A 24,340-nucleotide genomic window follows, 5' to 3' on the forward strand; every position below is an offset into this window, starting at 1 on the left:
AAGATCTGACGCCCTGCCCGCGTACGGGAAAGAGAAGATCTGACCCCTTCCCGCGTACGGGAGAATGCTGTGGCCTTGATCGGGTCAGTTGGTGGCCGTCTCGCATCCGGCTAGCGCGACGCCGTGCTCGTGGAGCCAGCGCACCGGCTCGATCGGGTTCTTGTAGAAGCCCTGGTGCACCTCGAAGTGCAGGTGCGGCCCGGTCGAGTGGCCGGTCGAGCCCTCGTCGCCGATCTGCTCGCCGGCCTCGACGCGCTGGCCCTCGTGCACGGCGATGGCCGACATGTGCCCGTAGTGGGTGAGGTAGCCGTCCCCGTGGTCGATCAGCACGGCGTTGCCGTAACCGTCGGCCGCGCCCGCGCGCACCACAAGGCCGGCCCCGGCAGCCAGGATCGGCGAGCCGTCCGGCCCGGCGATGTCGACGCCCGCGTGCAGGCGCCCCCACCGCTGGCCGAAGCAGGACGTGACGGTGCCCGACGGGTTCGGGTTGACCCAGGCCGTGGCGACCTTCGGGATCGCGGCGACTTCCAGGGCGGGCTTGTGTCCGCGACGGGCGCCGGAGGCCAGCGGCTCGACGGGGACGTTCCACGGGCCGGGCTCCGGCGTGGCGGTGGCTGCGACGGTCGGGACCGGGGCGGGTGCGCCCACGGGGGCAGCGGTTTTCCCCGAGGCGGCTGCGGCTCCACCGGCCACACCGGTGGCCAGCGCCGCGCCCAGGGCGACGCTCAGCAGCACGGCCCGGCCGCGGTCGCTGGAGAGGATGCTCGTCACGTGGTGACGGCGGACCTGCTCACGACGGTGACGACCGGCGGAACGGGTCTCGGCACGATGCGCCACGCGAACGACCTCCCAGGCAGGAACGGATACCGACATCTGCCTGTCGGCGTGCCTGGAGGGTTCGTGAAGTGGGAGCGACCCGGTTCACCCGAGTTGCAACCGAGGAGGTTTGTGCGCGGCCTGCGGGGTATCTACAAGTGCAGGATCAAGAGGCAGCGGCCATGCCGGCGTACACCGACTCGACCTTCAGCTTGATGTCGACGCCGTGATCGCGCAGGAAGGGGATCGGGTCGATCGGGTTGCCGTTGACGTGGATCTCGAGGTGCAGGTGGGTGCCGTAGGAGGCGCCCGTGTTGCCGACCTGGCCGATCACCTGTCCGGCCTTGACGACGTCGCCCGCCTTGACGAGCAGCCGCCGCGAGTGGCCGTAGATGACCTCGTTGCCCTGCGCGTCCTCGATGGTGATCATGTAGCCGTAGCCGCCGTAGTAGCCCGCCTTGGTGACCTTGCCCGCGTGGATCGCCTTGTAGGGCAGGCCCTGGGGGGCGGACAGGTCGATGCCGGCGTGCAGCTTGCCCCACCGTGTGCCGTAGGGCGACGTGAAGTCGAACTCTTCGAGGGGGAGCAGCCAGACGTCGGCCGCGGCCTGGTCGGCGCTCACCTTGGTCTTGGACGAGGCGCCCCGGCTGTCGCTACGGGAGGCGGCGGCCGTGTCGGCCTCGCGCTTCGCGATCTCGTCGTTGACCGACTGGACCTGGCCCACGCCCTGCAGGGCCTGCGCGTCGACCTGTTTCTGGTCGGGGAAGTTGGACGCGGCGCCGATGGCGACGACGCCCGCCCCGGCGAAGGCGGCGGTGACGGCGATGGCGTAGCGGCTGCGCGGAGGGGTGGGTACGCGGCGACGACCGCGATAACGATCGGGCTCAGACGACAAGCGCTGGCGCACGAACAACCCTCCGTCGGTGGCAAATCGGCGGCGGTCACGAGGCCGAAGAATCCGGTGAACCGTGCCCGTCCGAGCTGTCAGATCAGCGTTAACTGGTTGACAGCCGGGAGCCACGGTAACCAAACGGCTTCGGCGCCACAAGTCGCAGCGCCAAATCGCTGACACTTCGTGGTCCGTATTGCGCAGCAGATGTCCGTATTGGTGGCCTTTCCTTCTGCATTCGTTCGCGCACGCGGAGTAATTAAGTGAAAAGCACAAAGTGAGGTGACGCAGAATACATTTTCCGTCACCGCAGGTGATCACGTGTTTGGGACGTCGGCTACCCCGCCGCCCCCGCGCGGGTTACCGTTCGTTCAGGTGACAACGTGGTCAGTGGCTCGGAGGGGTCAGGATGCAGGCACGGATCAGGGTGGTCGTCGCGAAACCCGGGCTGGACGGGCACGATCGCGGCGCGAAAGTCGTGGCCAGGGCGCTGCGCGACGCCGGCATGGAGGTCGTCTACACCGGCCTGCATCAGACGCCGGAACAGATTGTCGAGACCGCCATCCAGGAGGACGCGAACGCGATCGGTTTGTCCGTTCTGTCGGGTGCGCACATGACATTGTTTCGCAGGGTGATCGAGCTGTTGGCGGAACGTGATGCCGCCGACATCGTGGTATTCGGCGGAGGCATCATTCCGGCCGACGACATCGCCGAATTGGAAAAGCTCGGCGTCGCTCGCATTTTCACTCCGGGAACCACTACCGCGTCCATCATCGAATGGGTTCGCGCCAATGTCTCGTCACCGGTGGGCTGACCAGCTTCTTCCTACCGTAAATGTAGGAAAGGCTTAGGCAAGGGGAGAGGCCGGACGCACCCCTCACACGTCCGGCCTCTCATGCACGATGCCCCGCCGCCACCCCTCGACCGACAGGGCATCGGCCGCCTTCGCGCCGGGACGCCGTAGCGTTCCGACACCACACTCAACGACGCCCCCTGTGGGTGGTTACGCACCTCTCGCGGGGAAGTTTCCGCAACGGCCGTCACACCCGTCCCGCCTTCCTCCGGTGTGCGGTCTTGCACACCGCGCACCCGCGCCTTCGAAGGACCCGTCCGGGTCGCTAGTCTGCGAATGAAGGCCCTTTCGGGCCGGACATTCTTCCGCCGGCGACGCCGCTCAGAGGCCGCCGCGCACACAGGTCGGGACGCAACGGTGCGGCTTGCCGGCGCATGGCGTCGCGAGCGAAAGGAGACACGTGGACCTGTTCGAATATCAGGGGCGCGACCTCTTCGAACGGCACGGGCTGCCCGTGCTGGGCGGTGGCGTCGCCGAGACCCCGCAGGAGGCCCGGGCCATCGCCGAGCGCCTCGGCGGCAAGGTCGTCGTCAAGGCGCAGGTCAAGGTCGGCGGTCGCGGCAAGGCGGGCGGCGTCAAGCTGGCCGACGGCGCGGACGAGGCGCAGGCCCGGGCGACCGACATCCTGGGCATGGACATCAAGGGCCACACGGTTCACAAGGTGATGCTGGCCGAGACGGCCGACATCACGGAGGAGTACTACCTCTCCTACCTGCTCGACCGGGCCAACCGCACCTTCCTCTGCATCGCCAGCGTGGCCGGCGGCATGGAGATCGAGACGGTCGCCGAGGAGCAGCCGGACCGGGTCGCCAAGATCGCCATCGACGCCAACAAGGGCGTGGACGAGGCGAAGGCCCGCGAGATCGTCGCCGCCGCGCAGTACCCGGCCGAGGTCGCCGAGCAGATCGTCGACATCGCGGTGAAGCTGTGGCAGGCCTTCGTGGCCGAGGACGCCACCCTGGTCGAGGTGAACCCGCTGGCCAAGGTCGGCGACGGCCGGGTGCTCCTGCTGGACGCCAAGATCACGCTGGACGAGAACGCGTCGTTCCGGCACCCCGACCACGAGGCGCTGGTCGACCAGTCCGCGGTCGACCCGCTGGAGCAGGCGGCCAAGGCCAAGAACCTCAACTACGTCAAGCTGGACGGCGAGGTCGGCATCATCGGCAACGGCGCCGGCCTGGTCATGTCGACGCTCGATGTGGTCGCGTACGCCGGCGAGAAGCACGGCAACGTCAAGCCGGCCAACTTCCTCGACATCGGCGGCGGCGCCAGCGCGCAGGTGATGGCCAACGGCCTCGAGATCGTGCTCGGCGACCCCGCCGTGAAGTCGGTCTTCGTCAACGTCTTCGGCGGCATCACCGCCTGCGACGAGGTGGCCAACGGCATCATCCAGGCCCTCGCCCTGCTCGGTGAGCGCGGCGAGACCGTCACCAAGCCGCTCGTGGTGCGCCTCGACGGCAACAACGCCGAGGCCGGCCGGGCGATCCTCGACGGCGCGAACAACCCGCTGGTCGAGCGAGTGGACACGATGGATGGAGCGGCCGCTCGCGCCGCCGAGCTCGCGTTTGCGGGGAAGTGACTTCATGGCTATCTGGCTCACCAAGGAATCCAAGGTCATCGTCCAGGGCATGACCGGCTCCGAAGGCTCCAAGCACACCCGGCGCATGCTCGCGGCGGGCACCAACGTGGTCGGCGGCGTCAACCCGCGCAAGGCGGGTACGACCGTCGACTTCGACGGCACCCAGCTTCCGGTCTTCGCGTCGGTCGCCGAGGCCATGAAGGAGACCGGCGCCGACGTGTCGGTCATCTTCGTGCCGCCGGCGTTCACCAAGGCCGCCATCGTCGAGGCGATCGACGCCGAGATCCCGCTGGCCGTGGTGATCACCGAGGGCGTGCCGGTGCAGGACAGCGCGGCCGCCTGGGCCTACAACGTGGACCGCGGTCAGAAGACCCGGATCATCGGCCCGAACTGCCCCGGCATCGCGTCGCCGGGCGCCAGCAACGCCGGCATCATCCCGGCCGACATCACGCCGGCCGGTCGCATCGGCCTGGTCAGCAAGAGCGGCACGCTGACCTACCAGCTCATGTACGAGCTGCGTGACTTCGGCTTCTCGACGGCGGTCGGCATCGGCGGTGACCCGGTCATCGGCACCACGCACATCGACGCGCTGAAGGCGTTCCAGGACGACCCCGACACCGACGCCATCGTGATGATCGGTGAGATCGGCGGCGACGCCGAGGAGCGGGCCGCCGAGTTCATCAAGGCGAACGTCACCAAGCCGGTGGTCGGCTACATCGCCGGCTTCACCGCCCCGCCCGGTAAGACCATGGGTCACGCCGGCGCGATCATCTCGGGTTCCGCGGGCACCGCGGACGCCAAGAAGGAGGCCCTCGAGGCCGCGGGTGTCAAGGTCGGCAAGACGCCGAGCGAGACCGCCCAGCTGATGCGTGAGGTCATGAGCTGACCACGCAGTCCACGCGGCCGGCGCGCCGCCGTTCAGGTCTGATCGACCCGAATGGCGGCGCGCCGCCGTTTCTGCATCGCCCACCCGCCTCCGGCGTGGAAAAGTAGGCGGCGATGCCGAGCACACCCGACCGTCCCGACGACTCGGACGACTTCGCCGTCGCCGAGGCGACTGACGTTGCCCGTGAAACGGTGTCGGTCGAGGTGCAGCGCGACACCGAGGCCGTCGCGCCGGAACGGCCCAAGGAACAGCGCACCGTCGTCGTCGACGACAAGGTGCTGGCCAACCGCGAGACGGTCCGGCTGCCCACGCAGCGCCGCCCACCCCAGCGCCCCCAGCGCCGCGCCCCGCTCCCGGTGGCGGCGGCCTTCGCCACGCTGTGGGCCGCCCTGCTGTCCTATCTGCCGGTCGCCGCGGTCATCGGCCTGGCCCGCACACTGGAGGGCAGCGGTGGCCTCGGCGGCGCCGCCCACGCCGGTCTGGCCGGCTGGCTGCTGGGCCACGGCGTGCCCATCGGCACCTCGATCGGCTCCCTCGGGCTGCCCCCGCTGCTGCTGAGCATGCTGGTCGTCTGGCGGCTCAACCGGGCCGGCCTGCACGTCACCCGGGCCGTCGGCGCCCGCCGCTCGGGTTCGACCGCGCGGGCCCTGGCGGTGGCGTTCGCCATCGGTCTCGGCTATTCGCTGCTCGGGTCGGTCAGCGCGCTGCTCGTCGACGGCCGCGGCACCGAGGTCACCGCCGGCCGGGCCGCCCTCAACTTCTTCCTGATCGGCGGCCTGGGCGCGCTGATCGGCTCGCTGCGCGGCACCGACGCCCTCAGCGTCTGGGCCGGGCGCCTGCCCGGACCGGTGCGCCACGGCCTGCGTACGGGCGTGGTCGCCGCTCTGCTCGTGCTGGCCGCCGGGGCCGCGGTGACCGGCCTCTCGGTGGCGGTCGGCGGTGGCCAGGCGGCCGACATGATCTCGGCCTACCGCACCGGGGTGGCCGGTCAGGCCGGCATCACCCTGGTCAGCCTCGCCTACGGGGTGAACGGCGTGATTTGGGCGGCGGCCTACCTGCTCGGCCCCGGCTTCGCGCTCGGCACCGGCTCGGTGATCCGCCTCACCGAGGTCACCGCCGGCCCGCTGCCCACCCTGCCCCTGCTGGCCGGGCTGCCCAACGGCCCGATGGGAGCCTCCGGCGCCCTCGTGCTGGCCCTGCCGGTGCTGGCCGGGCTGGCCGCGGGCTGGCTGCTGCACCTGCGCCTGGCCCGTGAGAGTGCCCCGCCGTGGTCGCTGGTGATCGGCAGCGGTCTGGTCGCCGGCCCGGCCGCCGGGCTGATGCTGGGCCTGCTGGCCAAGGTGTCGGGCGGACCCCTGGGCGACGGCCGGCTGGCCACGATCGGCCCCGACCCGTGGGCCGTCGGCTTGGTCGCGACCCTCGTGCTGGGCGTCTCGGCCGTGCTCGGCGCGGCCGCGGGCAAGCTGTTCCGGCCCACCCCCAAGGCATGAAAAAGGGGGACGCAGCAGCGTCCCCCTTCCTCGGCCGGCCTCAGTTGGTGCTGCTGAAGTCTTCCCAGTTGATGCTGCTGCCGTAGACGATCGCCCAGATCAGCAGGCCGATGCCGACGACGGCGCCGATCGCGCCGGTGATCAGGCCGGCCATGGCCTGGCTGCGGTTGGTGGCCCGGCCGGTGTTCGCCTTCTGCAGGCCCAGGTAGCTGACGATCGCGCCCGCGATGCCGACCGGAATGCCCAGGTAGAAGCAGCACGCCAGGGGGATCGACACGATACCGAGGATCATGCCGACCAGACCCTGGGTGTTCTCGGGAGCAGCCGGTACACCGCCCGGCTCGCCGCCCGGAGGACCGTAGTACGGGGGTGGGGTAGTCACGAGCTGTTCCTCCTGTGCGAAAGATCCAATGGTGAGGGGCCCCGCAGCGTAACCGAAGATCAGGTGTTTCGCCTGCCCCGCGGCCCTGCCCCGTTGTCCGCCGTCCCGCATCGCGGGGATAGGGTGCTCGGGTGACCGACCCCGCGCCCGCCCGCCTGGTCGTCCTCGTCTCCGGTTCGGGCAGCAACCTGCAGGCCCTGCTCGACGCCTCGGCCGACCCCGCCTACGGCGCCCAGGTCGTGGCCGTCGGCGCCGACCGTGACGGCATCGCCGGCCTCGACCGCGCCGCCGCCGCGGGAGTGCCGACCTTCGTCGACTCGGTGAAGGCCTACGAGACCCGTGACGACTGGGACGCCGCCCTCGCCGCCCACGTGGCCGAGTTCAAGCCCGACCTGGTCATCTCGGCCGGCTTCCTCAAGCTGGTCGGGGCCGAGTTCCTGGCCGCGTTCGGCGACCGTTACATCAACACGCACAACGCTCTGCTGCCGGCTTTCCCCGGCATCCACGGGCCGCGCGACGCGCTCGCCTACGGCGTCAAGATCGCCGGGGCGACCCTCTTCTTCGTCGACGCCGGCGTCGACACCGGACCGATCATCGCCCAGGTCGCGGTCCCCGTGCTCGACGACGACACGGAAGACGCGCTGACCGAGCGGATCAAGGTGGCCGAGCGGGCCCAGCTGGTCGACTTCGTCGGCCGCCTGGTGCGCGAGGGCTGGACCATTCAGAACAGGAAGGTACGCATTCCATGACCGAGGGCCGTCGTCCGATCAAGCGGGCACTGCTGAGCGTGTACGACAAGACCGGCCTCGTCGACCTGGCCCGGGCGCTCGCCGCGGCCGGCGTCGAGATCGTGTCGACTGGCTCGACCGCCTCGACGATCGAGGCCGAGGGCGTCGCGGTGACCCGGGTCGAGCAGCTCACCGGTTTCCCCGAGACCCTCGACGGCCGGGTCAAGACGCTGCACCCCCGGGTGCACGCCGGTCTGCTGGCCGACCTGCGGCTCGACACCCACGCGGCCCAGCTCGCCGAGCTCGACATCGCGCCGTTCGACCTGCTGGTCAGCAACCTCTACCCGTTCACCGAGACGGTGGCGTCGGGCGCGAGCGTCGACGAGTGCGTCGAGCAGATCGACATCGGCGGGCCGGCGATGGTGCGTGCGGCCGCCAAGAACCATCCCTCGGTCGCCGTGGTCACCACCGTGGAGGCGTACGGGCTGATCGCGGAAGCTCTGGAAAACGGCGGCTTCACGCTCACCCAGCGTAAGGCGCTCGCGGCCCGGGCCTTCGCCGACATCGCCGAGTACGACGTGGCGGTCGCCAACTGGACGGCCTCCACTCTGGTCGAAGAGGCGGGCTTCCCGGCCTTCGCGGGCATCGCGCTGACCCGGCAGAACACGCTGCGCTACGGCGAGAACCCGCACCAGCAGGCGGCGCTCTACGTCGACGCGGGCGCGCCCGCCGGTCTGGCTCAGGCCGAGCTGGTGCACGGTGGCGAGCTGTCGTTCAACAACTACGTCGACGCGGACGCCGCCTGGCGCAGTGCCAACGACTTCACCGAGCCGTGCGTGGCGATCATCAAGCACGCCAACCCGTGCGGCATCGCGATCGGGTCCGACATCGCCGACGCGCACCGCAAGGCCAACGACTGCGACCCGGTCTCGGCGTTCGGCGGCGTCATCGCGGCCAACCGCGTGGTCACCGAGGCGCTGGCCAAGCAGCTCGACGGCATCTTCACCGAGGTGATCATCGCGCCCGCCTACGAGGAGGCGGCGCTCGACATCTTCCGTACGAAGAAGAAGCTGCGCGTGCTCATCGCCCCGGTCTGGCAGCCGGCCCGGGCCGAGGTCAAGCAGATCGGCGGCGGAGCCGTCGTGCAGACGCCCGACCGCATCGACGCCCCCGGCGACGACCCGGCCACCTGGACCCTCGCGACCGGCGAGGCGGCCTCGGCCGACGAACTGGCCGACCTGGCGTTCGCGTGGCGGGCGATCCGCAGCGTCAAGAGCAACGCGATCCTGCTGGCCTCGGGCGGCGCCACCGTCGGCGTCGGCATGGGCCAGGTCAACCGGGTCGACTCGGCCCACCTCGCGGTCGACCGGGCCGGCGCCGACCGGGCCAAGGGCAGCGTGGCCGCGTCCGACGCGTTCTTCCCGTTCCCCGACGGGCTCGAGGTGCTGATCGCGGCCGGCGTCAAGGCGGTCGTGCAGCCCGGCGGCTCGATCCGGGACGACCAGGTGATCGAGGTGGCCGCGAAGGCCGGCGTCACCGTCTACCTGACCGGCACGCGGCACTTCTACCACGGCTGACCCTCATGTCCGACCTCGTGCAGGACACCACCTTCCGCGCCCGTGACTGGGCGCTGGAAGAGGTCGTCGGTGTCCGGTACGAGGACTGCGCGTTCCACGACGTCGACTGGTCGGAGGCGCAGCTCACCGGCTGCGTCTTCACCAACTGCACGTTCGGCAACGTGCGCTTCAACGCGGCGGTCCTCGAACGTACGGCCATCCTGCAGTCGACCCTCCAGCGGTGCTCGTTCTTCGACGCCTCCGTGACCGACTGCAAGCTCACCGGCACCCAGTTCGTCGACTGCGGGCTGCGGCCTTTGAAAATCGCGGGCGGTGACTGGGGTTTCGTGTCGCTGCGCGGGCAGAACCTGACCGGCGTGACCCTGGCCGGGCTACGTTTGCGGGAGGCCGACCTGATGGGGGCCGACCTCACGCGGGCCGACCTGCGCGACTCCGATCTGTCCCACGCGCGGCTGACCGACGTGATCCTGAAGGGCGCCGACCTGCGCGGCGCCGACCTCGACGGGGTGGAACTGCGGGGGGTCGACCTCACCGGGGCGACCATCGACCTCGATCAAGCGGTGCGTTTCGCCACCGCGTACGGCGCGACAGTGGCTTAACTCGCGTTGAGGCGACCGGCCGGTAATGCGCCGTTAACCGACTGATACGGTCCGGAAAATCGTCCCGGACATGGGAGTGAGAGAAGCTATGGGCAAGAAGGTAACCGTCGTAGGTGCCGGTTTCTACGGCTCGACGACCGCGCAGCGCCTGGCCGAGTACGACATCTTCGAGACCGTGGTGCTCACCGACATCATCGATGGCAAGCCGGCCGGCCTCGCCCTCGACATGAACCAGTCCCGGCCGATCGAGGGCTTCGAGACCAAGGTCGTCGGCGTCACCACCGGCACCAACGGCGAGGGCTACGAGGCCATCGAGGGCTCCGACGTCGTCGTGGTGACCGCGGGCCTGCCCCGCAAGCCCGGCATGAGCCGCATGGACCTGCTCGAGGTCAACGCGAAGATCGTGCGCCAGGTCGCCGAGAACATCGCCAAGTACGCCCCCAACGCCGTCGTCATCGTCGTGTCGAACCCGGTCGACGAGATGACCGCGCTGGCCCAGCTGGCCACGCAGTTCCCCAAGAACCGCGTCTTCGGCCAGGCCGGCGTCCTCGACACGGCCCGCTTCACCAACTCGATCGCCGAGACCCTCGCGGTGCCGGTCAAGAGCGTCAAGGCGCTCACCCTCGGCTCGCACGGCGACACCATGGTCCCGGTCCCGTCCCGCTGCACCGTCGACGGCAAGCCGCTGGCCGACCTGCTCCCCGCCGACAAGATCGAGGAGCTCGTCGTCCGCACCCGCAACGGTGGCGCCGAGGTCGTGGCCCTGCTCAAGACCGGCTCGGCCTACTACGCGCCGTCCGCCGCGGCCGCGCGCATGGCCAAGGCCGTCGTCGAAGACTCCGGCGAGGTCCTGCCGGTGTGCGCCTGGGTCGAGGGCGAGTACGGCATCTCCGGCGTCTACCTGGGCGTCGAGGCCCAGATCGGCGCCGAGGGCATCAAGAAGGTCGTCGAGGAGAAGCTCACCGACACCGAGATCGCCGGTCTCAAGGAGGCCGCCGAGGCCGTCCGCGCCAAGCAGGCGGACGTCGCGACGCTCTGATTTTTCTGTCGTGCGGAGGGCCGGGGCCGTTTGGCTCCGGCCCTTTTTCCCGTACGGGCCGGCCTCGCTCCTACGAGAAGGCGCGGAATGCGTCCCCCAGGTGCGACACAGCCAACGTCGCGTCTCGTTCCCGTGCCGCCGCGAGCATTGATCGCCGCGTCTCCCGTGCTCGGGCGGGATCCATGTCGCTCGCGTACGGCAGCTCGGGGTCGACGAGCTGGATCGCGTGCACCAGCAGATCCCCGGTGACGAGCAGGCTGTCCCCGTCCGACTCGACCCAGACCGACTGGTGCCCCGGCGTATGACCGGGCGTCGCCACCACCCGGACGCCCGGCGCCAGCCCGCGATCCCCGTCGATCATCTCCAGCCGCCCGGCCGCCCGCAGCGGCTCCACCAGCAGGTCGTACTGCCCGGCGTGCTCCCGGTTGGCCGCGTACGCGTCGACGTCGGCCTGCTGCACCACGACGCGGGCCTCGGTGAACGGCGAGTCGCGGGGCACGGCCCACCCCATGTGATCGTTGTGCAGGTGTGTCAGCACGATCGCCGACACGTCGGCGGGCGCGATCCCGGCCTCGGCCAGCGCTTCCGGCAGCCGCCCCGGCACCGGAGCCCAGTCCGACGCCAACGATCCGGCCGGTCCGATACCCGCATCGACCAGAATCACAGGCCCGTCACCCACGCGCACGGCATAGCTCCGAAACCGCAGCAGCCACTCACCGTCGTCCGTGCGCGCCGCCGGATCGGCCTCGTCGGCCGCCGCCCATTGCTCGCTCGTGGCCGTGGGAAACGCCTCGACCCGAGGCGCGAAGAACGGCCCTGCGGCGTCCTCGAGAGCAATGACAGTGATGGACCCGACCCCGTGATCAGACATGGCCCCATCTTGCCAACGCCGCCGCCCTCCCGACGCTCGGTCCACAGTCGACACCGCTTCGGCTCTCGCAGCCGCTATGGACAGCACGCCGCGCAGGTCGAGCCCGCGGGGTGCGCCGGCCGCTCATTGCGCGCCCGCCTGCCGTAAGCGCCACAGACGCCCGCAGCCAAGCGACCCAGGCATCACCTATCCCGACGGCGTCCTCGAACGCGACGACGTCAGGAAGCGCGAATGAGGGCGATCGTCAGCGCAGCGGCGCCGGTCGCCACGACGACGGCGGCGCCGAGGCCTTTCCGGCCCGCGTACGACGTGCGCTCGCTCATCACGAGCAGCCACAGGAGGGCCGGGATCGTCCATAGCGTCCAGCGCAGCCCGGTGGCGAACCCGGCCGCGCCCGGGCCGTCGACCAGGTCGGCGATCTCCGAGCTGCGGCCCGGCACGAACGGCGCGATCGGGGCCAGCAGCATCGCCGCGATCACCAGCCACGTCGCCACCAGCCAGCGCGGCAGCCGCGGGAAGATCAGCAGCCCCAGGCCGGCGAACCAGATCGGCAGCATCACCAGTGCCCAGGCCGCGGCGGCCATGCCCCGGTGGCCGGCGCCGGTAAGCGTGCGGGCCGTCTCCAGCACGCCCACGCGAAGCGTCTCGCCGAAGACGACGACGACGAGCGTGGCCGTGGCCAGCGCCGCGACGATGAGGGTGACGGCGTTGTCCACGCGTCGCGGAGGCCTGCGTCTGTGCCCGATCACGCCCTCCAGCCCCGTGACGCCCGTACGAGTGACATCGTAGAGACGGGTCACGCGATGGGGGCGGGCGATGATCTTCGAGCCCCCTGCAGTACGCTCGTACTGCTAAAGCTTTTTCGGGAGAGGAGCGCCGGCCGCATGGCGAAAATCAAGGTCACAAACCCGGTCGTGGAGCTCGACGGCGACGAGATGACCCGGATCATCTGGAAGCAGATCCGGGAGCAGCTGATCCTGCCCTACCTGGATGTCCCGCTCGAGTACTACGACCTCTCGATCCAGTACCGCGACGAGACGGATGACCAGGTCACCATCGACGCGGCCAACGCCATCAAGCAGCACGGCGTCGGCGTCAAGTGCGCCACCATCACCCCCGACGAGGCTCGCGTCGAGGAGTTCGGCCTCAAGAAGATGTGGCGGTCGCCCAACGGCACCATCCGCAACATCCTCGGCGGTGTCGTCTTCCGCGAGCCGATCATCATGGCCAACGTCCCCCGGCTCGTACCGGGCTGGACCAAACCGATCATCATCGGCCGGCACGCCCACGGCGACCAGTACAAGGCCACCGACTTCGTGGTGCCCAGCGCCGGCAAGCTGACCGTCACGTTCACCCCCGAAGACGGCTCGGCGCCGATGGAGTTCCACGTCGCCGACTACCCGGGTGGCGGCGTCGCGATGGCGATGTACAACTACGACGAGTCGATCCGCGACTTCGCGCGGGCCTCGTTCCGCTACGGCCTGGCCCGCAACTACCCGGTCTACCTGTCGACCAAGAACACGATCCTCAAGGCGTACGACGGACGCTTCAAGGATCTGTTCGCCGAGGTCTTCGAGACCGAGTTCGCGTCGGAGTTCGCCGCCGCCGGTCTGACCTACGAGCACCGCCTGATCGACGACATGGTCGCCGCGGCCATGAAGTGGGAGGGCGGCTACGTCTGGGCCTGCAAGAACTACGACGGTGACGTGCAGTCCGACACCGTGGCCCAGGGCTTCGGCTCGCTCGGCCTGATGACCTCCGTGCTCATGACGCCCGACGGCAAGACCGTCGAGGCCGAGGCCGCGCACGGCACGGTCACCCGGCACTACCGCCAGTGGCAGAAGGGCGAGAAGACGTCGACCAACCCGATCGCGTCGATCTTCGCCTGGACCGGCGGCCTCAAGCACCGCGGCGTGCTCGACGGCACCCCCGCGGTGACCGAGTTCGCCGAGACGCTCGAGAAGGTCTGCGTCGAGACCGTCGAGGGCGGCCAGATGACCAAGGACCTCGCGCTGCTCATCTCGCGTGACGCCCCATGGCTGTCGACCGACGAGTTCATGAACGCGCTCGACGAGAACCTGGCCCGCAAGCTGGCTTAGTTCTTTCCCGTACGACGTTTTCGGGCCGCCCGGTTCTCCTGGGCGGCCCGATTTCGTGGGGGAGTAAGAGCGAGCGCTTCTGATCACATGCGACAAAAGGCATGTTTGATTCCGTAACCAGTGGTTAGGCGCTTCGTTTCTCTTGGCAGAACGGATGACGGACGCGACGCCGAGGGGTCGCCCACCGGTCCGGCCGCCTTGTCCCGGGCGCCGACCGGTTCCCTCGATCCCCCGCGTCCGGCGTAGGCGGAGCACGCGCCTGCCGTCCCTTCCCTGCGGGGGGTCCTGTCCCGGGCCCCCCGCCCCTCTATCCACAGCCCTGTGGATAACTGCGATTCAGCAGGTCACGCAGGTGGTGGCGAAGGGTCGGACGGCCAGACGCTCGGCCGGAATCGACGAACCGCACCTCTCGCAGCGCCCGTAGGTGCCGGCGTCGAGGCAGGACAGGGCTTCGACGACCGCCGCGAGCTGATGGCGCGCGGCGGTCAGGACAGCGGTCAGCTGGGCCCGCTCGTACGCGATCGTCGCGCCCTCGGGGTCGTGCTCGTCGTCGGCGTTGTCGTCGCGGGACGCCTCGAACAGCGCCCGAAGATCCTGCTCGAGCGTCTCGATCTCGAGCGAGGCCTCGGCCTGCAGGCGTTCCAGCTCCGCGCGATGACCCGGCATGAGGCCCAGACTAGGCGTCGCGCAGCATCTGGGCCGCCTTCTCCGGCACGACGTCGTTGACGAAGAAGCCCATCGCCGACTCGGAGCCGGCCAGATACTTCAGCTTGTCGGCCGCCCGCCGGATCGTGAACAGCTGCAGGTGCAGGTAGCCGAGTTCGCGCCCCTCGCCGACGACCGCCTGGTGCCAGGCCGAGATGTAGGGCATCGGCTTGCCGAACAGGCCGTCGAAGCGCCGCAGCACGTCGAGGTAGAGCGGCCCGAACGCGTCCCGCTCGGCGTCGGACAGGGCCGGGATGTCGGCGACCTTGCGGTGCGGGGCCAGCTGCACCTCGAACGGCCAGCGCGCGGCGGCCGGCACGTACGCCGTCCAGTGCTCGTTGGAGGCGACGATGCGCGCGCCGTCGGCCCGCTCGGCCGCCAGCACATCGGTGTACAGGTCGCCGCCGGTGCGTTCCTTGTAATTAGCGGCGGCGGCCAGCATGGACCGGGTACGCGGCGGCACGGTCGGGTAGGCGTAGATCTGCCCGTGCGGGTGATGCAGCGTCACGCCGATCTCGACGCCCCGGTTTTCGAACGGGAAGACCTGCGCCACACCTTCCAACGTGGACATCTCGGCCGTGCGGTCGGCCAGGGCATCGACCACCGTCCGTACGCGGGAAGGGGTCAACGCTCCGAATGAGCTGTTGTGGTCGCTGGTGAAGCACACCACCTCGCACCGCCCGATGCCCGGCCGCACCGGCACCAGGTCGGTCAGCTCGGTGATCTCGTCGGCCGGGATCCGGTCGCTGAACGAGGGGAACTGGTTTTCGAAGACGACCACGTCGTAGTCGGGTGCCGGGATCTCACTCGCGAACGTCGGCTTGGAGGGGCACAGTGGACACGCGTCGCTCGGCGGCAGGAAGGTGCGGGTCTGCCGGTGCGCGGCGACGGCCACCCACTCGTCGACCAGCGGGTCGTACCGCAGCTGCGAGGTCGGCGGCGGAGGCGGCAGCTCGCGGGTGTCGGGGTAGTCGGCCCGGTGGGTCTGTGCCTCCTCGTTGAAGTAGATCAGCTCGCGTCCGTCGGAGAGACGGATCGCCGTACGGCTCTTGAAAGTCACTGGGCGCTCACAACCACGAGGTCTGGGACCGTCTCGGACAGCAGGGTGCGGGCGGACTCGTCCAGCCCGTCGTCGGTGATCAGGACGTCGGCGCGTTCGAGGGCGACGATCGAGGAGATGCCGACCGTGCCCCACTTGGTGTGGTCGGCCAGCACGACCAGGCGTTCGGCCGCCTCGACGAGCGCCCGGTTGACGTCGGCCTCCATCAGGTTGGGCGTGGTGTAGCCGGCCCGCTCGCTCATCCCGTGCACGCCCAGGAACAGCATGTCGAGGTGCAGCGTGCCGATCGCGGCCACCGCCACCGGGCCGACCAGCGCGTCCGACGGCGTACGGGTGCCGCCGGTCAGCACCACGGTCTGGTCGGGGCGCCCGGCGCGATAGAAGATGTCGGCGACCGGGATCGAGTTGGTCACGACGGTCAGCGAGGGGACGTCGACCAGCCGCTGGGCCAGGCCGGCGGTGGTGGTGCCGGCCGACAGCGCGATCGCGTCGCCGGGCGAGACCAGGGCGGCCGCGCGCATGGCCATGGCGGCCTTTTCCGCACGCTGGCGCACACTCTTGGCCGCGAACCCGGGTTCGTGGGCCGAACCAGGGCTGACCGTGGTCGCTCCGCCGTGTACCTTCGCCAGCAGACCCCGGTCGGCCAGCGATTCGAGGTCACGGCGGATGGTCATGTCGGACACGCCATATTCCGAGGCGAGCTCGCTGACCCGGACGCCGCCGGCGGCCCGGACCCGGTCGAGAATGGCTGCCTGTCGCTGCTGTGCCAACATCAGCGGACCTCCGCCGGGAACCGCACTAATTCGAACACGCCCGAACACTACCTGGTGATAAGGCATGAGCGAAAGAGTGGGCCTTAAGGTGTGCTAGATACCTCGCCCCCGCTTGTGCAACGCGGAGAGAACGTTCTCAACCTTCACTGCTCCGGTCATTGCCGCAAGAGCAATCGCCGTACGAGGTTCCTTCCAGTTCGCCCGTACGGCCTCCTTGCTGAACTGCCAGGCCTGGCTCCGGTTACCCGTGGCGGCCGACCAGCAGGCCAGTTGCCCATAGACCCGGGCCGCACCGGGCCGGCAGCCGCTGATCTCGGGGTGCCGTTGCATCATCCAGCGCAGCGAGCTGATCTTCGTGGCGTACTCGTAGGCGTAGTGCGACGTGCGACCCCACAGCACCCGGACGAGCGGCTCGTCGAGGTGGATGATCGGTGTCCGCCGGGCCGCCCGCAGCAGCAGGTCCCAGTCCTCGTTCTGGCTGCCCGGCGCGTCCTCGGCGACCAGGCCGATCGCTTCCGGGGTCAGCGCCGAGCGGCGGATCAGGAACGACGACGAGTGCAGCATCGCCATCCGGGAGCGGGCCAGTTCGTCGATCGTGACGCGGCTGCGCCCGGCCAGGCGTGGTGTGCACTTGCCCTCGTACTCGACCTCGATCGCACACGTGGCGAACTCGGCGTCCGGCTCGGCCAGCACGGCGGCCACCTGGCGGCGCAGCTTGTCGGGCTGCCACACGTCGTCGTCGTCGCAGAAGGCCACGAACTCGGTGTCGAGCGCGAGGATGCCGGTGTTGCGCGCCCCGGCCAGTCCGGACGTACGCCAGTTGGTCAGCACCAGCACCTGTACGCCCTCGGTGGAGGCGAGCAGGTAGTCGGGCTCGGTCTGGTCGTAGACCACCAGCACCTTGACCTCGCCCGGATAGTGCTGGTCGCGTACCGACGCGATCGCCTTGCGCACCAGTTCGGGGCGGTTGCGGGTGGGGATGACGACGCCCACGGACGGCCAGTTCATCAGTTCTCCTCGACGGGCGAAAGCGGGTATCCGTACGCGCGCAGCATCGGGGCGCAGACCGTCCCGACCAGGCGCCGGGCGTTCCGGGGGAGCGAGCGTTTCCAGGCGTCGTCGCGCCGCAACGGCAGCCGCCCGACGGTGAAGCGCATCGGGTTGCCAGCCGCGCTGTGCCCGACCCGCAGGTCGGCGTAGCCGTCGCCGACGAAGGCGAGGTCCTCGGGCAGCAGCCGCAGCCCGGCGAAATCGCCGATCATGGACAGTGCCGCCCGGGGGTCGGCCAGGAACTCCTCGTAGCGCAGCCGGTGCACGGTCACACCCCGCTTGGCGAGCAGTCCGAAGGCGGCGTTGTGAGCGTTCCACAAGAGAGCCGAGCGTCCGGGGGAGTAGCGGGTCATCTCCTCGGCGCCGTCGGTCTCGGGGCGGGACACCGTCTTGGTCCACGAGTACGCCACCCCGCGCGCATCGCGCACCACGTGGAGTACGCGCAGGTCGATGTCGGGGGCCCAGCGCAGCACGTGGGCCAGCGCGGAGTGCTTGGACGAGTCGACCACGACCCGGGCGCCGGACACTTCGGCCGCGGCCGAGTAGATCCGGGCATAGAAGTGCGCGTATTCGTGCACCTCGTCCGGCGCCTCGACGGCGGTGGCCAGCCGGGGGATGTGCCGGGTGCGTTCGACGGCGTCGCGCAACGCGTGCACGCGGTCGACGTCGACGTTGTGCCAGCCCCCGAAGGCCAGCCGCCCCACTCGTTGCCAGAACGTGCAGGCCGAGAATCTGGCGCCGCAGCCGCAGCGCTCGTCGTCGCGGATGTCGCGCTGCCACAGGTGGACGACCTCGCCCAGTGCGCACACCCCGGGCAGTTCGCCTAGCAGGCGTTCGACGAGCGTTGTCCCACTTCGCCCTAATCCACCCAGAAATAGCACCCGTGCCACTTTGGCCCACCTTCGCTCGTTTCGCTCCATATAACGAGCCAACAACCGCGAAGGAGGCGTTGCGTGTCAGTCGAGGCTTTCGACCGCGTCGAGCTGGACGGAACGGGGATCGACCGGATCACCGAGGCCGAGGTCGTGGCCGTCGTGCGGGACGCGCTCGCGCACGGCCGCGGCGGCCGGATCCTCACCCCGAACATCGACATCCTGCGCCGGGCCCAGCGCGACGACGAGTGCCGGCGCCACCTGGCCGACGCCGACCTGATCGTGGCCGACGGCATGCCGCTGGTGTGGGCGAGCAAGCTGAGCGGGGCGCCGCTGCCCGAGCGGGTGGCCGGCAGCAGCCTGATCTGGTCGCTGTCGGCCGGGCTGGGCCTGGACGGCCGTTCGATCTTCGTGATCGGCGGCACCCCGGCCCCCGACGACGCGACCGCCGACGGTGCCACCCGCGCCGCCGACCGGCTGCGGCAGAACTGCCCCGGCCTGCGCCTGGCCGGGACGGCCTGCCCGCCGTTCGGGTTCGACCGCGACCCGCTGACCTACGCCGACTTCTGCGCGAAGGTGGTCGACGCGCGGCCCGACCTGGTGTTCGTCGGGCTCGGCTATCCGAAGCAGGAACGCTTCATCAGCCGCCTGCGCACCGAACTGCCCGAGACCTGGTTCCTCGGCTGCGGCGCCGCGGTCAACTTCGTGGCCGGCGACGTCGAGCGCGCACCCCGCTGGATGCAGCGCACCGGCCTGGAATGGGCCCACCGCCTGGGCACCGAACCGCGCCGGCTGGCCGGACGCTATCTGCGCCACGACGCCCCGTACGCGCTCCGGCTGCTCGCCCAGGCCCCGTCGCAACGGGCGCGTGTCCGTCAGTAGTGCAGCATGATTTCCGTACGGCGGTTGTGTGCCTTGCCGGTCGCGGAGTCGTTGCCGGTTGTGGCCTTTCCGCGGCTCACCAGGATGCCGCGGATGCCCAGACCGGCGGTCAGCGTCCGGCACACCTCCTGCGCCCGGCGGGCGGCCAGTTTCCGGGCCCACGCGTCGGTGCCGGTGTTGTCGGTCCAGCCGGTGCAGGTGATCGCGCGGACGCCGGCGAGCTGTGACCGCAGACCGGCCAGGTAGGACGCCTGGTCACGGCTGACGGCCGCACTGTCGGGCGCGAAGTAGACCGATCGGGTCAGCTCGAAGTGTTGCAGCACCAGCCTCGATGTGATGCCGGCCCGTCCGGTCGTGACCGTGACCACGTAACCGCCCGGACGCGCGGCCATCCTGCGGGCGAGCGCGTTGAGCGGCACCGGGACGACGGTGCCGGTCGCGGTGGCCCGCCCGAAGCTGACCCGCTTGCCGCCGACGGTGCTCCAGAGCGTGACCGTGTGGCGGCCGGCCGGGGCGACCCGGACGAGCGCGGTGCCGTCGACCGTGGTGACCAGGCGCGTGGGCACCGACAGCCGGACGGCGGACGCCACCACGGCGGTGTAGGTGCCGGTGACGACGGTGCCGACCGAGTCGGTGATCCGGTAGCGGACCGCCGTGGCCCGGCCGGTGAATCCGCGGATCGGCGCGAACGTGATCCGGCCGGTGGCGCTGTCGAGGGCGTACGTGCCCTGGCCCGGAATCGTCACCAGACGGACCGCGTCGCCGTTCGCGTCGAGCAGGGTGATGCGGCCACCGCTGGGCACGGGCAGCGTGGTGTTCTGGTTCTCCCCGCCGTTGCCGGAGGTGCCGGTGCTGGTCGGCGGCACCGTGACCGGGAGCGACATCTGCCGCGCCGAGCCGTCGGTGTCGACGCCCTGGGCCAGGAACGTGTGGTCACCGGCGGCCAGCGACGCCGGGACGGTCACCGGCAGCGCGAACGAGCCGGTCCCGTCGGTGGTGGTCGTGCCGAGCACGGTCGGGGTCGAATAGAGCACGACCTGAGTCGTCGAGTTCGGCGCGAATCCGGTGCCGATCACGGTGATCTGCTGGCTGGGCAGGGCGAGCGACAACCGGCCCTTGTCGGTGGTCAGCGTCTGCGGTGCGCTGACCGGCACGGTGGTCGGTGCGACCGGGGCGGTGGGCGTGACGCTCTCGGACGCCGCCGACGGGGCGGAGCTGACGCCGGTGCCCTGGGCCGTGACCGTGACGGTGTAGCTCTTGCCCGCCTCGGCGCCGATCACGCAGGTGGTCGTCGCCGACGTGCACGAGTTGCCGCCGGGCGCGGCGACCGCCGTGTATCCGGTGACAGTGCTGCTGGTGGACGCGGGCCACGACACGGTGATCGAGGAGGTGCCGGCCCGTACGGTCGGCGTCCCCGGCGCGGCGATGACGGCCGGGATGACCGGCACGACCGGAGCCAGCGGGGTGACCGATGTGGAGTCGGCCGACGCCGGACCGGTGGTCGTGCCGTTGCCCGCCGTGACCCGCAAGGTGTAGGCGGTGCCGTTGGTCAATCCGCTGACGGTGCAGGTGAGGGTGGCGGTTGTGCAGGTCTTGCCGGTCACCGCCACACCGCCCTGATAGGCCTGCACGAGGTACGACGTGATGGGCGCCCCGCCGGTGAACACGGGTGCGGTCCAGGTCAGCGTCGCCTGCCCGGATCCGCCCAGCACCGACGCGATGGTGGGTGCGCCCGGCGGCCCGACCGGGGTGACCGGCGCCGAATCGGCCGACTCGGCGCCGGTGGTGAAGGCGGTGGTGGCCGAGACGCGCAGGGTGTACGCGGTGCCGTTGGTGAGCCCGCTGACGGTGCACGCGAGCGTGGCCGTCGCGCAGGTCTTGCCGGTCACGGCCACACCGGCCTGGTACGCCTGCACGGTGTACGCCACGACGGCCGTGCCGCCGTCGTTCACCGGTGCCGTCCAGGCCAGGGTCGCGTCGCCGGAGGCGCTGGACGACGCGAGGCCGGCCGTGGGGGCGTCCGGCGGGCCCAGGGCCTGGACCGCGGCCGAGTCCACCGACTCGGCACCGGCGCCGGCGATGTTGGCCGCCGCGACCCGGTAGGTGTAGGTGACGCCGTTGGTGAGCCCCGGAACGGTGCACGACAGGGTGGCGGTGGTGCAGGTCCTGCCGGTCACGGCCACGCCGGCCTGGTAGGCCTGCACGGTGTACGACGTGACGGCCGACCCGCCGGTGCCGACCGGTGCGGTCCAGGTGACCGTCGCCTGTCCGGAGCCGTTCACCACGGAGGCGATCGCGGGCGCGTTCGGCGGTCCGATCGGGGTGACCGTGGCCGAGTCAGCCGTTTCCGCCCCGGTGGTGAAGGCCGTGGTGGCGGACACCCGGAGCGTGTAGGTGGTGCCGTTCATCAGACCGCTGACCGTGCAGCTGAGCGTGGCCGTGGTGCAGGACTTGCCGGCCACCGCGACACCGCCCTGGTAGGCCTGCACGGTGTACGACGTGACCGGTGTGCCGCCGTTGTCGGCCGGCGCCGTCCAGGCCAGCGTGGCGCTGCCCGGCGCGGTCGTCGACGCGGCCCCCAGAGCCGGCGGGTCCGGCGGACCGAACGCCGTCACCGCGGGCGAGCCGGCCGAGGCGCTGCTCGTCCCGGCCGAGTTGGTGGCGGTGACGCGGTAGGTGTAGCTGACACCGTTGGTCAGGCCCTGAACGGTGCAGGTGAGCGTGGCGGTCGTGCAGCTCTTCCCGGGCACGGCCACACCGGCCTGATAGGCCTGCGCCGTGTACGACGTCACGGGCGACCCGCCGTTCACCAGGGGCGCGGTCCAGCTGACGACCGCGCTCTCGTCGCCGACCAGCGCGACCGGCAGGGTCGGCGGCTGCGGCGCGACCGGCGCCGACGACGGGGTCAGCTTGACGACGGTCGGCGCGTTCGCGACGGCCACGTGCAGATCGCCGGCCGGTGAGAAGGCCATGGCGATCGACCGGTAGATCGGCGAGCTGAGGCCGGGCCCGTTGACGGCCACGCCGACGGCGCCGGTGCCGGCCACCGTGGTGTAGGCGTTGGTGCCATTGGTCGCCGTGGTGTCCACCCGGACCACGCGGTAGTTGCTGAGCGCGGCGTACAGGACGCCGGCCGGGCTCAGCGCCAGAGACGTCACGGCGGCGGCGGCGGTGGTCACGATCGACAACGTGCCGTTCGGTGCCACCCGGTAGATCTGGTTGTGCCACTGGTCGCCGAGGTAGACGGTGCCGTCGGTGGCGACCGCGATCCCGCCCAGGTAGCCCATCGGGGACGCGGTCGCCGGCCCGCCGACGGCCGCCGTGCCGTCGAACCCGGTGCCCGCGATCAGGGTGAGTTGCATGGTGTTGAGGTTGACCTTGGCGGCCTGCTGGGCCGAGGTCAGGTAGAGGGTGTCGCCGACGACGACGAACGAGCTCGGATAGTTGACGGTCGCGGCGAAGAGAGGCCCGTTGGTCAGCGTCGAGAACGGCAGAGAGCCGGAGACGGTCGACAGGACACCCTGCGAGTCGATCTTCTGAATGGCGTTGCTCAGGCGGTCACCGATGAACGTGTCACCGTTGTGCCGGGCGATGGCGTACGGGAAACCGACCCGGGTCGGGGTGCCCGGCGTCGCCATGTTGCACCCACCGCTGCCGGCCACGACGGTGAGGTCGGCGCTGGTGGTCATCCGCATGATGCGGCAGTAGCTGCTGTCGGCGATGTACATGTCGCCGGACGGATCGAAGGTGAGCCCCCACGGGGTACCGATCTTCGTCCGGTCGTGGTCGACCGGGATGGCGGTGCCGCCGTTGCCCGCGACGATCGTCAGGTCCATCGTGGACGACGGTGGTGCGACCGGCGTGACCGCGGGCGAGTCGGCCGAGGCGCCGCTGGTGCCGGCCGAGTTGGTGGCGGTGACCCGGTAGGTGTAGGCGGTGCCATTGGTGAGCCCGGCGATCGTGCAGGTGACCGTGGGTGCGGTGGCCGTGCAGGTCTTGCCGGCCACGGCCACGCCGGCCTGGTAGGCCTGGGCCGTGTACGAGGTGACGGCCGAGCCGCCGTTGTTGGTGGGTGCGGTCCAGCTGACCGTGGCGCTCGCGTTGCCGGCCTGGGCCACGGGCAGGGTCGGTGGCTGGGGTGCGACCGGCGCCGACGACAGCGTCAGCTTGACGATGGCCGGGTCGAGGTAGGCCGCCACGTGGAGATCCCCGGCGGGGGAGAAGGCCAGCCCGCGGGGGTAGAACATCGGGGTGTTCAGGGCGGGACCGGTGACCGGCGGCCCGGACGAGCCACTGCCGGCCATCGGGGTCCAGGCGTCTGCGCCGTTGGTCGCGGTCGTGTCCACCCGGACGACGGTCGAGTTGCCGAGACCCGCGAACAGGTCACCGGCCGGGCTCATGGCCAGGCTGGTCGGCCAGTTGGAGCCGGTGGTCACGGTCGACAGGGTGCCGCCCGGGGTGACCCGGTAGATCCGGGCGAAGTTCTGGTCGGAGAGGTAGACGGTGCCGTCGGTGGCGACGGCGATGCCGCTGAGGATGCCCATCGGGCTCTGCGTCGCCGGCCCGGCGACACCCGCGCTGTTGGTGCCGTTCCCGGCGATGAGGGTCAGCTGCATGGTGTTCAGGTCGACCTTGGCCGCCTGCCGGTAGGCGACCAGATAGAGCGTGTCGCCGACCACCTCGAACGAACTCGGGTACTGGATGCCGGTGCTGGACAGCGGCCCGCTCGTCAGGGGCTGGTAGTTGTTGGGGCCGGAGACGATCGACAGGGCGCCGTGAGAATCGATCTTCACGATCTGGTCGTCCAGGGCGTCGCCGATGTAGGTGTCGCCGTTGTGCCGGGCGATGGCGCGCGGATCTCCGACCTGCATGGTCGTGCCCGGGGTCGCGTTGCCGCACCCGTTCTCCCCGCCGATCACGGTCAGGTCGCCGCCGGTCGTCAGCTTCACGACGCCGCAGTCGTAGCTGTCGGTGAAGTACATGTCGCCCGACGGGTCGAACGCGATGTTGTACGGATTGCCGACCTTGGTCAGGCTGTGGTCGACCGGCGGCCCGGCGACGCCGTCGCCGGCCAGGACCGTCGCGTCGTAGGTGCCGACGACCACGGCGGCGGCCGGCGCGGGCACGGCGAGCAGGGCGAGGCCCACCAGCCCGGCCGCCGCGGCCTGAGAAGTCTTTCTGAACATGGGT

General features: G+C 70.6%; 21 protein-coding genes. 10 read left to right on the plus strand and 11 right to left on the minus strand.

All coding sequences use genetic code 11. The annotated features are described in order from the left end of the window. Positions 1–84 precede the first annotated feature (84 nt). Positions 85–837: a M23 family metallopeptidase gene (locus KOI35_RS35085; protein WP_308121285.1), complete on the minus strand. Its 753-nt coding sequence runs from the start codon at positions 835–837 to the stop codon at positions 85–87. Positions 838–982: 145 nt separating this feature from the next. Continuing rightward, positions 983–1,723, minus strand: a complete 741-nt coding sequence (locus KOI35_RS35090) for a M23 family metallopeptidase (RefSeq protein WP_215792985.1) — start codon at positions 1,721–1,723, stop codon at positions 983–985. A 391-nt stretch (positions 1,724–2,114) separates the two neighbouring features. On the opposite strand from KOI35_RS35090, the gene icmB reads away from it, so the two are divergent. The 4 genes from icmB to KOI35_RS35110 all read left to right on the plus strand — a co-directional run bounded on the left by icmB (position 2,115) and on the right by KOI35_RS35110 (position 6,513). After that, positions 2,115–2,519 (plus strand): coenzyme B12-dependent isobutyryl CoA mutase small subunit, encoded by a 405-nt coding sequence (icmB, locus tag KOI35_RS35095; protein ID WP_215792986.1) that lies wholly within the window; start codon positions 2,115–2,117, stop codon positions 2,517–2,519. A 439-nt stretch (positions 2,520–2,958) separates the two neighbouring features. Further along, a complete protein-coding gene (gene sucC / locus KOI35_RS35100; RefSeq protein WP_215792987.1) occupies positions 2,959–4,137 on the plus strand; it encodes an ADP-forming succinate--CoA ligase subunit beta in 1,179 nt (392 codons plus the stop codon). A 4-nt stretch (positions 4,138–4,141) separates the two neighbouring features. Continuing rightward, positions 4,142–5,023, plus strand: coding sequence for a succinate--CoA ligase subunit alpha (gene sucD / locus KOI35_RS35105; protein ID WP_215792988.1), 882 nt, complete (start codon positions 4,142–4,144; stop codon positions 5,021–5,023). Between the two features lie 113 nt (positions 5,024–5,136). Beyond that, positions 5,137–6,513: a cell division protein PerM gene (locus KOI35_RS35110; RefSeq protein WP_215792989.1), complete on the plus strand. Its 1,377-nt coding sequence runs from the start codon at positions 5,137–5,139 to the stop codon at positions 6,511–6,513. Positions 6,514–6,553: 40 nt separating this feature from the next. Here KOI35_RS35110 and KOI35_RS35115 read toward each other — a convergent pair whose 3' ends face one another. Continuing rightward, on the minus strand, positions 6,554–6,895 hold the full coding sequence (locus tag KOI35_RS35115; protein WP_215792990.1) for a hypothetical protein: 342 nt from the start codon (positions 6,893–6,895) through the stop codon (positions 6,554–6,556). Positions 6,896–7,026: 131 nt separating this feature from the next. Between KOI35_RS35115 and purN the strand changes: the two genes are divergently transcribed. From purN to mdh, 4 genes are all read left to right on the plus strand, one after another. Beyond that, on the plus strand, positions 7,027–7,644 hold the full coding sequence (gene purN, locus KOI35_RS35120) for a phosphoribosylglycinamide formyltransferase (protein WP_215792991.1): 618 nt from the start codon (positions 7,027–7,029) through the stop codon (positions 7,642–7,644). Then, complete coding sequence (gene purH / locus KOI35_RS35125) at positions 7,641–9,200, plus strand: bifunctional phosphoribosylaminoimidazolecarboxamide formyltransferase/IMP cyclohydrolase (protein WP_215792992.1); 1,560 nt, start codon at positions 7,641–7,643, stop codon at positions 9,198–9,200. Before purN ends, purH begins: the two co-directional genes overlap by 4 nt. A 5-nt stretch (positions 9,201–9,205) precedes the next feature. After that, complete coding sequence (locus KOI35_RS35130) at positions 9,206–9,799, plus strand: pentapeptide repeat-containing protein (protein ID WP_215792993.1); 594 nt, start codon at positions 9,206–9,208, stop codon at positions 9,797–9,799. Between the two features lie 88 nt (positions 9,800–9,887). Continuing rightward, positions 9,888–10,838, plus strand: coding sequence for a malate dehydrogenase (gene mdh, locus KOI35_RS35135; RefSeq protein WP_215792994.1), 951 nt, complete (start codon positions 9,888–9,890; stop codon positions 10,836–10,838). A gap of 70 nt (positions 10,839–10,908) precedes the next feature. Here mdh and KOI35_RS35140 read toward each other — a convergent pair whose 3' ends face one another. Both KOI35_RS35140 and KOI35_RS35145 read right to left on the minus strand, forming a co-directional pair. Then, on the minus strand, positions 10,909–11,709 hold the full coding sequence (locus tag KOI35_RS35140; protein ID WP_215792995.1) for an MBL fold metallo-hydrolase: 801 nt from the start codon (positions 11,707–11,709) through the stop codon (positions 10,909–10,911). A gap of 218 nt (positions 11,710–11,927) precedes the next feature. Next, complete coding sequence (locus tag KOI35_RS35145; protein WP_215792996.1) at positions 11,928–12,425, minus strand: hypothetical protein; 498 nt, start codon at positions 12,423–12,425, stop codon at positions 11,928–11,930. Between the two features lie 168 nt (positions 12,426–12,593). Between KOI35_RS35145 and KOI35_RS35150 the strand changes: the two genes are divergently transcribed. Beyond that, positions 12,594–13,808 (plus strand): NADP-dependent isocitrate dehydrogenase, encoded by a 1,215-nt coding sequence (locus KOI35_RS35150; RefSeq protein ID WP_215792997.1) that lies wholly within the window; start codon positions 12,594–12,596, stop codon positions 13,806–13,808. 336 nt (positions 13,809–14,144) lie between these two features. Here the strand turns inward: KOI35_RS35150 and KOI35_RS35155 are convergent, their stop codons facing one another. From KOI35_RS35155 to KOI35_RS35175, 5 genes are all read right to left on the minus strand, one after another. Continuing rightward, positions 14,145–14,474, minus strand: coding sequence for a TraR/DksA family transcriptional regulator (locus KOI35_RS35155; RefSeq protein WP_215792998.1), 330 nt, complete (start codon positions 14,472–14,474; stop codon positions 14,145–14,147). A 10-nt stretch (positions 14,475–14,484) separates the two neighbouring features. Continuing rightward, positions 14,485–15,573, minus strand: coding sequence for a galactose-1-phosphate uridylyltransferase (galT, locus tag KOI35_RS35160; protein ID WP_215792999.1), 1,089 nt, complete (start codon positions 15,571–15,573; stop codon positions 14,485–14,487). Next, on the minus strand, positions 15,570–16,346 hold the full coding sequence (locus tag KOI35_RS35165; protein ID WP_215793000.1) for a DeoR/GlpR family DNA-binding transcription regulator: 777 nt from the start codon (positions 16,344–16,346) through the stop codon (positions 15,570–15,572). Before KOI35_RS35165 ends, galT begins: the two co-directional genes overlap by 4 nt. A 93-nt stretch (positions 16,347–16,439) precedes the next feature. Next, entirely contained in the window at positions 16,440–17,354 is a 915-nt protein-coding gene (locus KOI35_RS35170) for a glycosyltransferase family A protein (RefSeq protein ID WP_215793001.1), read from the minus strand. Continuing rightward, the gene (locus KOI35_RS35175) at positions 17,354–18,286 is read right to left on the minus strand and encodes a sulfotransferase (protein ID WP_215793002.1); all 933 of its coding nucleotides are present in this window, start codon (positions 18,284–18,286) and stop codon (positions 17,354–17,356) included. Before KOI35_RS35175 ends, KOI35_RS35170 begins: the two co-directional genes overlap by 1 nt. Before the next feature lie 63 nt (positions 18,287–18,349). Here KOI35_RS35175 and KOI35_RS35180 point away from each other — a divergent pair, with 63 nt between their 5' ends. Then, on the plus strand, positions 18,350–19,150 hold the full coding sequence (locus tag KOI35_RS35180; protein WP_215793003.1) for a WecB/TagA/CpsF family glycosyltransferase: 801 nt from the start codon (positions 18,350–18,352) through the stop codon (positions 19,148–19,150). Here the strand turns inward: KOI35_RS35180 and KOI35_RS35185 are convergent. After that, on the minus strand, positions 19,144–24,336 hold the full coding sequence (locus tag KOI35_RS35185) for a fibronectin type III domain-containing protein (protein WP_215793004.1): 5,193 nt from the start codon (positions 24,334–24,336) through the stop codon (positions 19,144–19,146). The genes KOI35_RS35180 and KOI35_RS35185 overlap by 7 nt on opposite strands. Positions 24,337–24,340 lie beyond the last annotated feature (4 nt).

It is taken from the genome of Paractinoplanes bogorensis (assembly GCF_018829635.1).
GTDB classification, from domain to species: domain Bacteria; phylum Actinomycetota; class Actinomycetes; order Mycobacteriales; family Micromonosporaceae; genus Actinoplanes; species Actinoplanes bogorensis.